The 14,548-nt window shown below is 44.3% G+C and carries 13 protein-coding genes; 5 read left to right on the top strand and 8 right to left on the bottom strand.

Going from position 1 to position 14,548, the window contains the following annotated elements:
* Positions 1–60: 60 nt before the first annotated feature.
* The gene (ispG, locus tag BLS59_RS28550; protein ID WP_091156463.1) at positions 61–2,103 is read right to left on the bottom strand and encodes a (E)-4-hydroxy-3-methylbut-2-enyl-diphosphate synthase; all 2,043 of its coding nucleotides are present in this window, start codon (positions 2,101–2,103) and stop codon (positions 61–63) included.
* A gap of 145 nt (positions 2,104–2,248) precedes the next feature.
* On the opposite strand from ispG, the gene BLS59_RS28545 reads away from it, so the two are divergent.
* The gene (locus tag BLS59_RS28545) at positions 2,249–3,085 is read left to right on the top strand and encodes a hypothetical protein (protein ID WP_091156460.1); all 837 of its coding nucleotides are present in this window, start codon (positions 2,249–2,251) and stop codon (positions 3,083–3,085) included.
* Between the two features lie 3 nt (positions 3,086–3,088).
* Here the strand turns inward: BLS59_RS28545 and BLS59_RS28540 are convergent, their stop codons facing one another.
* The 7 genes from BLS59_RS28540 to BLS59_RS28510 all read right to left on the bottom strand — a co-directional run bounded on the left by BLS59_RS28540 (position 3,089) and on the right by BLS59_RS28510 (position 8,744).
* Positions 3,089–3,340 carry a Txe/YoeB family addiction module toxin gene (locus BLS59_RS28540; RefSeq protein ID WP_262492980.1) on the bottom strand — a complete coding sequence of 84 codons (252 nt, stop codon included), beginning with the start codon at positions 3,338–3,340 and terminating at the stop codon, positions 3,089–3,091.
* The gene (locus tag BLS59_RS28535; protein WP_091156456.1) at positions 3,340–3,534 is read right to left on the bottom strand and encodes a DUF2683 family protein; all 195 of its coding nucleotides are present in this window, start codon (positions 3,532–3,534) and stop codon (positions 3,340–3,342) included. The genes BLS59_RS28540 and BLS59_RS28535 overlap by 1 nt, the downstream gene beginning before the upstream one ends.
* 47 nt (positions 3,535–3,581) lie before the next feature.
* Positions 3,582–4,193: an RDD family protein gene (locus BLS59_RS28530; protein ID WP_091156452.1), complete on the bottom strand. Its 612-nt coding sequence runs from the start codon at positions 4,191–4,193 to the stop codon at positions 3,582–3,584.
* 530 nt (positions 4,194–4,723) lie between these two features.
* Positions 4,724–5,719, bottom strand: coding sequence for an MBL fold metallo-hydrolase (locus BLS59_RS28525; RefSeq protein ID WP_091156448.1), 996 nt, complete (start codon positions 5,717–5,719; stop codon positions 4,724–4,726).
* Positions 5,720–5,798: 79 nt separating this feature from the next.
* The gene (locus tag BLS59_RS28520) at positions 5,799–6,629 is read right to left on the bottom strand and encodes an alpha/beta hydrolase family protein (protein ID WP_091156445.1); all 831 of its coding nucleotides are present in this window, start codon (positions 6,627–6,629) and stop codon (positions 5,799–5,801) included.
* A gap of 8 nt (positions 6,630–6,637) precedes the next feature.
* The gene (locus tag BLS59_RS28515) at positions 6,638–8,164 is read right to left on the bottom strand and encodes a carbon-nitrogen hydrolase family protein (RefSeq protein WP_091156442.1); all 1,527 of its coding nucleotides are present in this window, start codon (positions 8,162–8,164) and stop codon (positions 6,638–6,640) included.
* 208 nt (positions 8,165–8,372) lie between these two features.
* Positions 8,373–8,744 carry a DoxX family protein gene (locus BLS59_RS28510; RefSeq protein WP_091156438.1) on the bottom strand — a complete coding sequence of 124 codons (372 nt, stop codon included), beginning with the start codon at positions 8,742–8,744 and terminating at the stop codon, positions 8,373–8,375.
* Positions 8,745–8,910: 166 nt separating this feature from the next.
* On the opposite strand from BLS59_RS28510, the gene hemA reads away from it, so the two are divergent.
* The 4 genes from hemA to hemL all read left to right on the top strand — a co-directional run bounded on the left by hemA (position 8,911) and on the right by hemL (position 14,541).
* Positions 8,911–10,140, top strand: a complete 1,230-nt coding sequence (gene hemA / locus BLS59_RS28505) for a glutamyl-tRNA reductase (protein ID WP_091156434.1) — start codon at positions 8,911–8,913, stop codon at positions 10,138–10,140.
* Positions 10,141–10,454: 314 nt separating this feature from the next.
* On the top strand, positions 10,455–12,029 hold the full coding sequence (hemC, locus tag BLS59_RS28500; protein ID WP_091156651.1) for a hydroxymethylbilane synthase: 1,575 nt from the start codon (positions 10,455–10,457) through the stop codon (positions 12,027–12,029).
* A gap of 90 nt (positions 12,030–12,119) precedes the next feature.
* Positions 12,120–13,091 (top strand): porphobilinogen synthase, encoded by a 972-nt coding sequence (gene hemB, locus BLS59_RS28495; protein ID WP_091156430.1) that lies wholly within the window; start codon positions 12,120–12,122, stop codon positions 13,089–13,091.
* 79 nt (positions 13,092–13,170) lie between these two features.
* On the top strand, positions 13,171–14,541 hold the full coding sequence (hemL, locus tag BLS59_RS28490) for a glutamate-1-semialdehyde 2,1-aminomutase (RefSeq protein WP_205411382.1): 1,371 nt from the start codon (positions 13,171–13,173) through the stop codon (positions 14,539–14,541).
* Positions 14,542–14,548 lie beyond the last annotated feature (7 nt).

The following is a 14,548-nucleotide window of genomic DNA, read 5'->3' as shown; positions in this document are numbered from 1 at the left end:
TGGATATTAAATACCTTTATTAGTTAAAAAGAGTTAAACCTTAAAAAAGTACTGAAACTGCTACTCTTGCTCAATCCAGTTACCATCATCTTTAATGATGCCTATCAGTTCATCGAGGGCGTTGGCGGCGCTGATGTTTTTCTTTACGGCTTCTTTACCGCGATAAAGAGTGATCTTATCTGTACCCGAACCTACGTAACCATAATCAGCATCAGCCATTTCGCCGGGACCATTTACAATGCAGCCCATAATTCCGATTTTCAAGCCCTTTAAATGACTGGTGCGACTACGGATCATCTGCGTGGTAACCATCAGATCGAACAGCGTACGGCCACAGCTTGGGCAGCTGATATATTCTGTTTTGGAAATGCGCGACCGGGTAGCCTGCAAAATGCCAAATGCGGTTGAGGTAATAATATTAGCCGGTAATTCGGGCGCATCAATCCAAATGCCATCGCCAAAACCATCAACCAATAAAGCGCCTAAATCGGTAGCGGCGTAGAGTTGTAATTTGGTGGTGGTATCGGTTGCATTTTGTCCATGGTCCATGGTCCATAGTCCATGGTCTTTTTCAAACTCATAACTTCTTCGTACAATTACAGGTACCTCCAAGCCAAATTCCTCTAACTTAAAGAAGAAGCCGCGCTGATCTGTCATGCCGTTGAGGGCATCCGTTTCCAGTACAAATACAAGGGAATTATCGAAAGGTAATAAGCCAAACGCGTCCGATTCCAGATCGGTAGCCTGTAACCTCACCAGGTTAAGGGTTGATGAACGGTCGGCATTGAGATCAGTATATTCTGTTAGAGTAAACAGGGGGTGACAGTTGGTCTTGTCGGCCAGTTTTTGCCAGGTGTTGTAGTTGTACAGCTGTTTTAAATTGGCCGGGAAAGTGAATGACGGCAATTCATCGGCCAGGTAAACAAAATCAACCGATTGCTCGGCCATATTATATTTATCAAGCAAGGCCGAATAAAGATATCCCGCATCGGCCAGAATAGCCGGGTCTTTCAAGTTCTTTTTCGACAGATCGATTACTACCCTCGGCACCATATGCCCGCCAATAAAAGCATTAGCCTCGTAAGTATGGCGTTTTTTGTATTCGTAAGGACTATGTTGTTCAGGCGAAAGGTTAAAGGTTAAAGGTGAAAGGTCTGCATTTTCCACCTTTAACCTTTCGCCTTTCGCCTTTTCCCTTAAAGAATAGCGTTTCACTAATTCAATAGCTACGGGTGCTTCGGCTTCGGGTTCTTCGGTTAGGGAAACGCGCACGGTATCGCCCAGGCCATCTTCCAGCAGCGTGCCAATTCCAACTGCCGATTTTATGCGGCCATCCTCGCCGTCGCCGGCTTCGGTAACGCCAAGGTGCAGCGGATAGTTCATGCCTTCGGCAACCATGGTTTCAACCAGCAAACGGTAAGCCTGTACCATTACTTGCGGATTGCTTGATTTCATGCTGATCACCAAGTTATAGTAATTCAGCGTTTCGCACATGCGCATAAATTCCATGGCCGATTCTACCATGCCCTGCGGGGTATCGCCATAACGGCTCATGATCCTGTCGCTCAGCGAACCGTGATTGGTGCCGATGCGCATAGCGGTGCCGTACTCCTTGCAAATGTTTACAAGCGGGGCAAATTTCTGGTAAATGCGGTCAAGTTCGCGCTGGTATTCCAGGTCGGTATAATCAATCTGGTCAAATTTCTTTTTATCGGCGTAGTTGCCGGGGTTTACACGCACCTTTTCAACAATGCGGGCAGCCACCTCGGCAGCGTTAGGGGTAAAGTGAATATCTGCAACAAGGGGCACATTGTACCCACGTACGCGCAGTTGTTTTTTAATTTCGGCCAGGTTTTTAGCTTCTTTGATGCTGGGTGCTGTAATGCGCACATACTCGCAGCCGGCATCAACCATACGGATGGATTGCTCAACGGTACCAATAGTGTCCATGGTATCGGTAGTGGTCATGCTTTGTATGCGGATGGGGTTATTGCCGCCCATAGGCACATCGCCAATGTTTACCTCGCGGGTAACAAAGCGCGAATATTCGGTTAACGAATTACAATAACGGCCTTGCAGCAATTTAACAGCATCAGTATTCATGCAATGGTGAAATTAATAAGCTGCAAATTTAATGAATATGTTGGGGATTAATCTGTAGTGTATGTAAATCATAAATTAACGGGCGGTTAATTTATGATGTGATTTAAATATATAATTTAGGGGTTGCTAACCTTATCGGCCATAAATGAAAAATACCTTATTACCAATACTTGTAATCTCGCTGTTTATCTCCTGCAAAAGCAATACTAAACAACCTGCACAGGATTCCTTAACCGTTGCTCAAACGCAGGTAGATGCCAAAACCATTATCGAAAAATTTGGGCCGATTGTACAAGGCGTGTGGGTTAAAAGTGATTATGTAGATAAGGTGATTAAAACCCGATCGCCCTTGGCGGCCATGGACGAAGCTAATGGTGCGACCACTTTTTATATTAACACTGCTAAGATAAAGGGCGATAGTATAAAGTTAATGGTGGGTTGGGGAAATCATGATGGCAGTGAGCTTACAATTAAATTCAAATACGGTAGTAATAGCTCAAGAATATTATTTGGCGCCGGCGAATTGGGATATTCTATAAAAAACAGTGATACCATCTTAACTACCTACTGGCCCGATGAGAAAAGCAAACAGATAATAACTACAAACTATAAAAGAGCTTTGCATAAACAACCAGACGAGCATTTAGGCTACGGACTGGACTATATAATTAACAAAGGGCTTATAGCAGGTAATTATTTGTTTACTGATAGCACAGGCGCTACATCCCGGGTTAATTTTGAGGCTGACGGGGAAGTAAGTGGCTTTTATAAATTTACAAAGTATGGCATCAATATAGATCTGAACTCAGATGCAATGGATAATTTAGATGAGATAGGGTTCGATTTCGATAGTAAGAATCACAAATCGTACTCCTTTAAATTTGACGCGGATACCCTAAAACTTTATGATACCAAACCCAATGCCGATTCGAGCGAGTTGGTTTTGGATAAGTTGAGGTATAAGTTGGTAAGGGTGAAATAAGATTTAATAATGTCCTTTTAACGAAAGTATAAAAACAACATTGTCGTCAATTTCATAAACGAGTCGGTGCTCTTTGTTTATTCGCCTTGACCAAGTGCCAGATAGGCTGTGTTTTAATTGTTCAGGTTGGCCGATACCGCTATACGGGTTATCGATAATAGCCTGAAGCAGTTCTTTAATTTTCTTTATCGCTTGTTTGTTACCACTTTTTTTAAAGTAATCAAGGTCGATGTCGGCTTGTCTGGTAAATTCAATTATCGCAGATCATCAATATTTACGATACGCGTTTCGCCATTTTTTACCTGTCGCCTGCTTTCTTGTATTTTGGCCACAAATTCGGGATCATAGGCAGTTTTTTCTTCCTCAAAAGAAATCTTAAATGCTTTCATGAAAGTTTTCAAAGCATCTAACTGCTCTTTATTTTGCGGATGTACAATTAGCGTTTCCATAATCAAATTTAAACATTTTAGCTGTATGTTGAAAGAGGGCACTGATCTTAAAACAACCTTTCCTTAATCACCAGCGTACCGGCCATCATATCATGCAGGCATTGCTGCTTTTTGTTGAAAAAGGCCAGTAAGTAGCCGATGAAAAAGGTTAACACCGAAAATATTTTACAAACGTTACGCGCTATAGCCGTGCCGGCGGTTATGCGGTTGCCCTGCATATCCACCACTTTTATACTGAGCATTTGCTTGCCGAAGGTGGCCTGTTTGGCCGAGCTTTCCATTACTATGTGGTAAATTATTTTAACCAATGGCACGCAACCCAATATGCTGATGGTAGTAACAATGCGGACTTCCTTATCGCTGATAAAAACTATGACTACAACAAAAGCAATAACCACAAATATGCCGAAAATAATAAACCAATCCAGCGCCGAGGCCATCAACCGCTGATCAAAGCTGCCGAAGTATTGCATAAGCAGCGATGGTTTTGCAAAACCAAAAAGCTCCCTTAGTTCGGCCATTTCCTGGGCTTCTTTATAATCGTCCATTTTGGGCGTTTTTATAAAGTCGCCGGGTTTAACATGCAGGGATTTTAAGTCCTCTATGCTAAAAGGCCCTTCGGGTTTGCCATTGATAACTAATATGTAGGATTGGGGCATTTCTTTGCTTTTCTGTTGGAATGATTAAGGGGCGAAAAGTTACAACAAAACCTGTAATTCGGCAAGCATGGCCTTTTTTGCGGTATGTCATCCTGAGGGACTGTCATACTGCTTTACCTTGCGCTCGTTTGTAACGAGTGCTCGCGTTTGCGACGCTTCTTCACGCGATGCAATCGCGTAACTGTTTTAAGCACTCGTTAAAAACCACAGGTGTTGAGAAGAGTAAAATGTTGTCATTTCGATACGAGGAACGAGTGAGAAATCTTATGCGCTATGCTATTGGAGCTTTGCATTCCGTATAAGATTTCTCCTTCGCGCCACGCTTTTACCCGCCCGGGCTCTATCGAAATGACAAACTTTTTATAAAATTCAGTCTTCCCAACACCTGTGGTTACAAACGAGCGCAAGGCGAAAAGCATAGACCTTTTAGGCACTTGTCATCCTGAGGCAAGAAGGATCTATTGGCGGATTTGCATTGTGTATAACAGATCCTTCGTGCCTCAGGATGACAAATAAAATATTTATTGTTCCTACCTAAACCTCTTCCACCATTCTGAATTATAGCCGCCGTTAACTTCGGTGGGTTTGCCGGGTTCGGGTAAAAAGAGGGTGATCTTTTTGTCTTTGGCATATTTCTCCAGCCTTTCAACGGGCTCATACCAGGCATGCGGGGCCAGGCTAAAGGTGCCGTAGTGAATGGGCATCATTAGTTTGCCTTTAAGAGCGATGTGAGCATTGGAAGCATGATCTGGTCCCATGTGAATATCGGGCCAGAATTTGCCGTAGGCGCCAACCTCCAGCATGGTTAAATCAAAAGGCCCGAAAGCCTCACCGATCTCCGCAAAACTTGGCGACCAGCCCGAATCGGCACCGAAATAAATATTATGTTTTGGCCCCTTTATCACAAAGCTTGACCATAAGGTTTCATTGCGATTAACAACACCCCTGCCAGAGAAATGCCTCGATGGGGTAGCAGTAAGCACCACATCGCCGCCAATCATGGCAGCATCGCCCCAATCCATTTCATTAATGTAATTTTTAACGATGCCCCACTCGGCAAGGTATGGGCCAACTCCCAGCGAACAATAAAAGGGAATGGTAGTACCCGCAAAAAACTTGATGGTATCCTTATCAAAATGATCGTAATGATCATGCGATATAATGATGGCATCCAGCGGTGGCAGGTCGGCAAGGGCTATAGGCGGCGCAAAAAAACGCTTGGGGCCAATCAGTTTCGAGAATGAAGCACGTTCGCCCCAAACCGGGTCGGTAAGGATGCGTTTGCCATCAATCTCAATTAAAATACTGGAGTGGCCTACCCAGGTAATGCGCAAACCGCTTGCGGGTGGGGTTTGGTAAACAGACTTATCGGTGCTAAACGGACCCAATGTTTTCTTGGGTACATTTTCGGCTTTGTTTTTCATGTATTCCCGCATAATGGGAATCATTTTGCCAAAGCCGGCCTCATCTGTAGGTATTACATTTATATATTTTTTTCCTTTTTTTTGTGATCCTTCTAAACTCATAGAAACAATTATAGCACTATATATCAGTTATGATGTTTATTAACACCAAAAAGTTACGGTAGATTGTTATTGGTGGTTTTTATTTACCCAAAAATGATATTGTGTTGTCGCAAAACGCAATGAGCGAGGCTGGTAGCGTGTCGTTTGCGTAAGGATGCGAGCCGCCAAATGTATGGTCGAAACCTGGGAAAACCACAAACTCGGCATTGGGTTGAGCTTTGTGTAATTCCTGTGCGTGACTTAGCGGAACGGTTGGGTCGGCATCACCATGCATGAGCAGCCAGGGTTGGGTTAAGCGTGCCGCCTGTGCAAGTATATCAAGCCGCAGCGGATTGCTGTCCAAATCAATAAGCGTTGTTGATTTCAGCGGCATTTGCTGGCCGGTGCGTGAATTGTGCATATAAATTACGCCCTGCAGCCGCCATTGTTCTTCAGATTGTTTAGGCCACAGATTATGAAAATTGGAGATGGAAGCCATGGTAACCAGTTTACGAATGCGGCTGTCTTCGGCAGATTTAATAATGCTGATGCCGCCACCCATGCTATGCCCAATGAGGTACACCCCGCTGGCCACCGCCATACCCGATCCGCTGCAGGCGAAATCAATAATTGTATCCAGGTCTTCCAGTTCAATAGAAAAAGTGTTCTCGCTGAAGGCCATCAGATCGGCAAAATCAACCGGGTTATCGGGCGTGGTTCCGTTGTGCGAAAAGTTGAATTTTAGATATTTATAGCCATTGTGGGCAAAATATTCGGCAACCAGGTTATGTGTACCCCAATCCTTAAAGCCCTTAAAACCATGCGCAAAGATCACTACGGGGGCATTCCTTATAGCATCGTCATAAGTAACATCAACAAGCATTGGTCTGCCTTTTGCGCCGGATAGGGTATAATTATCTTTTCTGATCATGATTACAATTATACCCTTTTCCCGTTAAAAGTGATATTATACAAATCGGTACGCCTGTCTTTTAAATTTTGTACACTGCCATACTCATGTAACTCGTTTAATAACGACAGGTCGACATCGGCAATAACTATCATTTCACTGTTAGGCGTGGCTTCGCTTTGGATACCGTTGGTTGGGAAACCAAAATCCGATGGTGTAAATACCGCCGACTGTGCATAGCTGATGCCCATGTTGTTTACGTTGGGCAAATTACCCACGCAACCGGCAATGGCCACGTAACATTCGTTTTCCACGGCGCGGGCCTGCGCGCAAAACTTAACGCGGTTGTAGCCGTTTTGTGTATCAGTTAAAAAAGGTACAAACAGGATCTGCATATCCTGACTGGCCAAAATGCGCGATAGTTCCGGGAACTCCACATCATAACAAATGAGGATGCCTATTTTGCCGGCGTCGGTTTCAAAAACCTTTACCTCGTCGCCCCCGCGGATACCCCATGAACTGATCTCGGATGGGGTGGGGTGAATTTTGTAAACCTCCTCCATACTGCCATTGCGCCTGAACAGGTAGGATACATTGTACAGCGAATCCTCAAAAATGGTAGGCATACTGCCCGCTATAATGTTCACATTGTAGGATACCGCCAGTTTTGAAAACTCCTCAATAATGGGCTGGGTATATTTGGCCAGTTCGCGCATGGCCTTGGCCGAATCCATATGGTTATAATCGGCCATCAGCGGGGTGCCAAACAGCTCGGGGAATAATATAAAATCAGATTGATAATCGCTCACCGCATCAACAAAATACTCGGCATGTTTCATCAGCTCGCTGATGTTGTTGTAAGGGCGCATTTGCCACTGCACCAAACCTATACGCACCGAAGTTTTTTGATTGATAACCGAGCTTATTTCTTCGTAATACACATTGTTCCACTCAATGAGGGTAGCAAACCCTTTCGAGCGGCTATCCTCGGGTAGATAATTGCGCAGCACCTTGCGCACGTGAAAATCGTTGGCCAGCTGAAACGACAGGGTAGGATCATAGATCTCCTTATATTTTACCTTGTCGATATACTGCCGCGGGGTAAGCTCGTTCTGGTATTTCTGGTAATTGGGTATACGGCCGCCGGCAATGATGCTTTTAAGGTTCAGTTTTTCGCAAAGGGCCTTGCGGGCTTCATATAACCTGCGGGCCAGGCGCAGACCACGGTATTTTGGGTGGATGAATACATCTATGCCGTATAACACATCGCCTTTATCGGTATGGGTTTTAAAGGTGCTGTCGCCGGTAATTTGTTTGTAGGTATGGTTATCGCCAAATTTTTGATAATCAACCATAATAGCCAGCGCGCAGCCGACTACCACATCATTCACGGTGATACAGATCTGGCCTTCGGGGAAAAGCTTTATGAGTTTTTTTATGGAGTTAGCATCCCAGTAATCCTCGTCCATATCCATATAGGCCGATTTCATTGACTTTTTTAGCTCCTGGTAATCCTGTACTTCCAGGTTACGCATTTCAACACTTTGCAGATCCATATTTTAATTTTGTGTGTTATAATTTATCCATTGTGGCTACTACTCACCCGACATCGCTTCGCTTGTCACCCTCTCTGCGCGAAGCGCAGAGAGGGGTTTTCATTTGGCAGATACAAATCCACCTTTTTTTAACCCTCTTTCCACCGCAGGTGAAGAGAGAGGGTGGTCCAGCGAAGCGATGACCGGGTGAGTCCTCTTCGCCGTGTATTCAATTTCTATGCCACCAGGCCCAAAGCATTAGCACCGGCTGTAAAATTAAGCGTACCCAAGCAATAAGTGGTGTTACGGTTAAGTTACCTAATTTTAAAGGCGCGTTCATAAGCATGGTAATGTGTACAGGTAAAAAGGCGGCCAGCATCAGTATAATACCATAAACCGCCCAAGGCCTTGTTTTGGGAAATATAAGCAGCAGCGCAAATAAAATTTCAAAACCTCCGGCCAGTATGTTCAACAGAACAGGGTAGGGTAAATAATGCGGAATAATGTGGTAGTACGATACCGGGTTATAAAAATGATTAATACCGGCAAGCGTGTAACCAACTACCAGCAAAACCAAACTTGTGCTTTTAATAAAACGCATTGGTTAATATACATTATTTTGCTAAGTATTGTTTTAAGCAGTTTTAATGTGGTTTTATAGTTATTTCAGCTAATTTATAACCATTCTAAATACACCTGTTTGACAAAGTGTTGACATTGCATCACATTTATAGTGATACTTTTGTTGGGTCAAATTTAAAACTGCTTTGAAGTATTTAAAGGTTATTGCTTTTACACACAAACAGATTGAGCTGAAGGAAATAGGAAGATTGGTTGTTTGCCAGGAAAATCTGACCGAAAAACTACAGCAGGTTAAAACTCAGTTTGGGATACCGGAGATATTTTATCTGGCCACATGCAACCGTGTTGAATTTGTTATGACTACCCCCCAGGTAGTTGATAAAGATTTTGCCAAACGTTTCATAGAAGCATTTAACACCGAGCTTTGCGAAAACTCCCTAAGTACTTTCATGGATGGCGCTTCTATTTATGAAGACCAGGAAGCAATGGTACACTTACTGCGTACCTCATGTTCGCTGGAGAGTTTAATTGTTGGCGAAAAAGAGATCCTTGCACAATTACGTAAAGCATACGAACACTGCAAAACAGCTGGTTTAACCGGCGATGGCTTGCGCATGGTGATGAACTGCGTTGTTAAAACAGCCAAAGAAGTTTATACCCATACCAATATTTCTAAAAATCCAATTTCGGTAGTGTCATTAGCTTACCGAAAATTACGTGATCTTAATCTTTGCGCTACCGATGCCCGCATCCTTATAATCGGCGCAGGCGAAACCAACCGCAACATTTCCAAATATCTTCAAAAGCATAAATTCACCAACTTCGCGGTTTTTAACCGTACAGTATCAAAGGCGCAGCAATTAGCTACCGATTTAAAAGGTGAAGCATTTGACCTCGAAGCATTAAAAACATACAGCAAAGGTTTTGATGTGATCATTACCTGCACATCGGCAGTTGAGCCTATCATCACTACCGAGATCTATAAATCGTTGCTCAATGGCGATACCAGCCGCAAAACTATTGTTGATCTGGCTATCCCTAATGATACCGCTCCCGAAGTGTTGGAGCAATTCCCAGTTAACTTTATCGAAGTACATTCCCTTAACGAGGTTGCCAAACGTAACCTGCAGGAACGCTACCAGGAGCTGGTGCATGCCGAAGGTATTATTGACCAAAACATTGGTGAGTTTTTAATGCAGCTTAAACAGCGCCGCATTGAAGTTGCCATGCGCCAGGTACCCGAAAAGATCAAAGAGATTCGCAATACAGCCATCAATTCTGTTTTTGCCGATGAGGTGCAGGGACTGGATGAGCAATCACGCGAGATCCTGGAAAAGGTGATCAACTACATGGAGAAAAAATATATCAGCGTGCCCATGATCATGGCCAAGGATATATTGATCAACGAGAATTGATTTTTAAGATTGATTGCTGGCGCGAGTTTAGCGCAGCGTAATTCGTGACATACCATGATTTAAGCTTCCAGCTTAAATGTTTAAACTGAAAAATTAATTTTATATGTTAAAGCTGAAAGCTTTAACCATGCTGAGGCACTGGCTACACTTCGTTAAGCCCGCGCCAGCAAATTCTGAAAATCCCCAAATTCTGAAAATTCTTCATCAGACAACACATAACCGTCATATTGTTGCAATTAGAAAAAATTGCTGAAATTGATGTACCTTATCATCAGCATAAAAAATTAAATTTGCAGTTGAAAACAAGCATTCTTTTGGACAGAAAACTTATTATAGGAACTCGGGGCAGCGAATTGGCCCTATGGCAGGCTAATTTTATTAAGGATAGCCTGGCCGCAATTAACATTACTGCCGAACTTAAAATAATTAAAACCCAGGGCGACCGTATACTTAACCTCAGTTTTGATAAACTGGAAGGTAAAGGGTTTTTTACCAAGGAATTAGAAGAAGAATTACTGGCCGGCACTATTGACCTCGCGGTTCACTCGCATAAAGATTTGCCGACTGAAAACCCTCCGGGACTCATCATCGCAGCAGTTTCAGAACGGGAAGATCCCGCTGAACTGTTGCTGATATTGAAAGATTGTGTGGATGTACACCAAAAGCTGTCGGTTAAATACGGCGCTATTGTGGGCACTTCATCAAACAGGCGCAAAGCACAACTGCTGGCTTATCGCCCAGACCTGGAGATAACCGATCTGCGTGGCAATGTACCTACCCGTATAGGCAAGCTGCGCGACGAAAAATATGATGCCATAATGCTGGCAAAAGCAGGTGTAAGCCGTTTAGGTATCGACCTGAGTGAATTTCACGTAGAGGAATTAACCCCTGCCGAACTGATCCCGGCCCCCGCACAAGGCGCGCTGGCTATCCAGATCCGTGAGGTTGATCAGGAACTGTTTGAATCATTGCAGGCCCTGCACCATGCCGATGTAGCCGAGGAACTGGCTGTTGAACGTACGGTACTTAAATTGTTTGGCGGCGGCTGTCATTTGCCTTTAGGCTGTTATTGCCGCAGGGATGAGGGCATGTTCCAGGTGTTTACTTCAAAGGCAAACGAGGGCGATGAATTTCCCGACCGTTTGTTTATCGAAGCCGCCACTACCGAGGGCCTTGCCGAAAGGGTTGTAGCTAAGTTTTCAAAGGATAGGAAATTTCCGGGAAAGGTTTTTATCTCCCGCGAGTTATCTGATCAAAGCTATTTTAAAAAATCGATGGAGAACAGGAACATCCAGATTGAGGCGCGTTCGCTTATCCGTACTGTTCCTGTTATTACCAAACTTGATTCCTATATATTAAGAAATATCGACTGGGTGTTTTTCTCTAGTAAAAACGCGGTTGAATACTTTTTTCAGCTCAATCCGCAGTTTCCTAAAAAGGTAAAATTTGGCGTTATGGGCAGCGGAAGCGAAGAAATGCTACGCCGCAAAGGTTACTTTACCGACTATGTTGGCGAAGGTACCGACACCGCCGAGGTTGCCGAAGAATTTGCCAAACTGGCCAATGGCACCATTGTGCTGTTCCCCGGTGCCGAAGGCTCTATGCGCAGCATACAACAGGGCCTGTCGGCCGATACAAAGATCATCGACCTGCCGGTTTATGAAACTGTGCTGGAAGAAGAGGTGGAAGCCAGCGGCGCCGATGTACTGGTATTTACCAGTCCATCGAACGTGGAGGCTTATTTTGCCGATAACCTGCTTGATCCCTACCAAAAGGTAGTGGCCATAGGCAAATCAACCGGCAAAAAATTTGATGAAATGGGTGTAAAATACACGCTGCCCTACTCACCCGACGAAGTTGGGCTGGCCGAGGCAGTGTTTGGACTTTAGTAAGTCCATAGTCGATGGTCGATAGTCCATAGACTTAAAACAATGCAATAAGAACCATGGACTATCGACCATGGTCTATGGACTAAAGATATGTTACAAAGACCACGTAGAAACCGGAAAAGTGAAGTGATACGCCAAATGGTGCAGGAAACGCATGTTAGCGCGGCTAACCTGATCTTCCCGCTGTTTATTGTTGATGGTACATTCCAGAAAACGGAGGTAGCGTCAATGCCAGGTATTTTCCGTTATTCTATTGATAATTTGCTGCGCGAGATTGAAAGCTGCATGAAGCTTGGCTTAAACTCTTTTGATCTGTTCCCTAACATCGATGATTCGTTGAAGGATACCATGGCAACCGAAAGTCACCGCGAAGAAAGCCTGTATTTAAGGGCCATTCGCGAAGTGAAGAAGAACTTTCCGGAGGCTTGCGTTGTTACCGATGTAGCAATGGACCCCTACAGTAGCGATGGTCATGACGGTATAGTAAAAAACGGTGAGATCCTGAACGACGAAACACTGGAAGTATTGGGCAAAATGGCTTTGGCCCATGCCCAATGCGGTGCAGATATCATTGCCCCATCAGATATGATGGATGGCAGGGTAGGATATATTCGCCGCGTGTTGGACGAAAACGGCTTTACAGACGTTTCTATTATGTCGTACTCGGCCAAGTACGCCAGCGCGTTTTATGGTCCGTTCAGGGATGCCTTAAATTCGGCACCTAAATTCGGCGATAAAAAAACCTACCAGATGAATCCCGCCAACCAGCGCGAAGCACTGATAGAAGCAAATTTAGATGAACTGGAAGGTGCCGATTTTTTAATGGTAAAACCCGCCCTGGCCTATTTAGATGTTATAAAACTGATAAAAGATAATACCGAACTGCCCGTAGCAGCCTACAACGTAAGCGGCGAGTATGCCATGCTAAAAGCCGCTGCACAACGCGGCTGGCTCAACGAGCAGCGTGCCACAACAGAGGTGCTCACCAGCATCCGCCGTGCAGGCGCAACCGCGATATTAACGTATCACGCCAAGGAAGTTTTGGAAAATAAATGGCTTTAATAAGTCAAAATTCAAAAGTAAAAATTCAAAATAAGCACTGAATTTTTGACTTTTGAATTTTGATTTTTGACTTGTAAAAATGTTAGATTCAATAAAAAAGATGTTTTCGGGAGAGGCTAATGAGCCGGTGAATACTACGGGTAAGCCCGACATCAGCAGGGAAAAATCTGCCGATTTGTATGCAAAGGCTAAAACGTATTTCCCGGGTGGGGTAAACTCGCCTGTGCGGGCGTTTAAGTCTGTTTATGGTACACCGCTGTTTATTCAAAAAGGTGATGGCAGCCATATTTGGGATGCAGATGGCAACGAGTTTGTTGACTTTTGCTGCTCATGGGGACCGCTTATCCTGGGTCATAACAACGCCAAGGTACGCGAAAAGGTAACCGAGGTAATGCAAAACGGCATGTCTTTCGGTGCGCCAACGGCTTTGGAAAACGACCTTGCCGAACTCATCCTTAAAAACAATAAATTTATTGAGAAGCTGCGTTTTGTAAGCTCCGGTACCGAAGCGGTAATGTCGGCCATCAGGCTGGCAAGGGGTTATACCAAGCGCGATAAGATCCTGAAATTTGAAGGCTGCTACCACGGCCACGTTGATGCCTTGCTGGTAAAAGCAGGTTCAGGCCTGGTTACTTTTGGCGAAACATCGTCGGCAGGTGTACCAAAATCCTTTGCTGATGAAACCATCGTGGTGTCGTTAAATGATAAAGAAGCGCTTACAAAAGCCTTTGAAGAATTTAAAGATCAGATAGCAGCAATAATTATTGAGCCGGTACCGGCAAATAACGGCTTGCTGCTACAGGAAAAAGAATACCTGCAATTCCTGCGCGAAATATGTACACAAAACGGTACCCTGTTAATTTTTGATGAGGTTATCTCTGGTTTCCGTGTAGGTTTTGAAGGCGCGGCCGGTTATTATCAGATCAAGCCGGATATCATCACCTATGGTAAGATCATTGGCGGTGGTTTGCCTGTTGGCTGCTACGGTTCATCGGCACAAATCATGAGCCATGTATCGCCGGAGGGTTCGGTTTACCAGGCAGGTACGCTTTCGGGCAACCCAGTAGCAATGGCTGCGGGTATTGCCCAATTGAGCGAATTGCTGCGCATGGGTTTCTATCGCGACCTGAACAATAAAACGGAAGAATTTACCGAGGCTATCCAGCGTTTTGCTACGGCCCGTAACTATAAGTTTAAGGTGTTTGGTATCGGTTCTATATTCTGGTTTGCTTTTACAGATAAAGAGTATATTCGTAAAGCCGAAGATATTGACGCCGCAAGTATGGAGAAGTTTAAAAAGTTTCACCGCGAACTGATCAACAGGGGTATTTACCTTGGTCCATCAGGTTATGAGGTTGGCTTTATATCATCGGCACATACCAAAACAGACCTTGAAAAAGCAAAACGCGCTATTTTTGATAGCCTTGATCTGGTGTTCAGTAATAAATAATTGACTA

Source organism: Mucilaginibacter pineti (genome assembly GCF_900101875.1).
GTDB classification, from domain to species: Bacteria; Bacteroidota; Bacteroidia; order Sphingobacteriales; family Sphingobacteriaceae; genus Mucilaginibacter; species Mucilaginibacter pineti.
Note: the sequence above shows the minus strand (reverse complement) of the source record. Positions and strands in the feature narration are given on the sequence as shown.

What these genes read in the sequence shown, in the direction of transcription:
- BLS59_RS28530 (WP_091156452.1), bottom strand. Translation starts at nt 4,193, where the DNA reads ATGCCCCAATCCTACATATTAGTTATCAATGGCAAACCCGAAGGGCCT.
- BLS59_RS28525 (WP_091156448.1), bottom strand. Translation starts at nt 5,719, where the DNA reads ATGAGTTTAGAAGGATCACAAAAAAAAGGAAAAAAATATATAAATGTA.
- hemB (WP_091156430.1), top strand. Translation starts at nt 12,120, where the DNA reads ATGTTACAAAGACCACGTAGAAACCGGAAAAGTGAAGTGATACGCCAA.
- BLS59_RS28520 (WP_091156445.1), bottom strand. Translation starts at nt 6,629, where the DNA reads ATGATCAGAAAAGATAATTATACCCTATCCGGCGCAAAAGGCAGACCA.
- BLS59_RS28535 (WP_091156456.1), bottom strand. Translation starts at nt 3,534, where the DNA reads ATGGAAACGCTAATTGTACATCCGCAAAATAAAGAGCAGTTAGATGCT.
- ispG (WP_091156463.1), bottom strand. Translation starts at nt 2,103, where the DNA reads ATGAATACTGATGCTGTTAAATTGCTGCAAGGCCGTTATTGTAATTCG.
- BLS59_RS28515 (WP_091156442.1), bottom strand. Translation starts at nt 8,164, where the DNA reads ATGGATCTGCAAAGTGTTGAAATGCGTAACCTGGAAGTACAGGATTAC.
- hemL (WP_205411382.1), top strand. Translation starts at nt 13,171, where the DNA reads ATGTTAGATTCAATAAAAAAGATGTTTTCGGGAGAGGCTAATGAGCCG.
- BLS59_RS28510 (WP_091156438.1), bottom strand. Translation starts at nt 8,744, where the DNA reads ATGCGTTTTATTAAAAGCACAAGTTTGGTTTTGCTGGTAGTTGGTTAC.
- BLS59_RS28545 (WP_091156460.1), top strand. Translation starts at nt 2,249, where the DNA reads ATGAAAAATACCTTATTACCAATACTTGTAATCTCGCTGTTTATCTCC.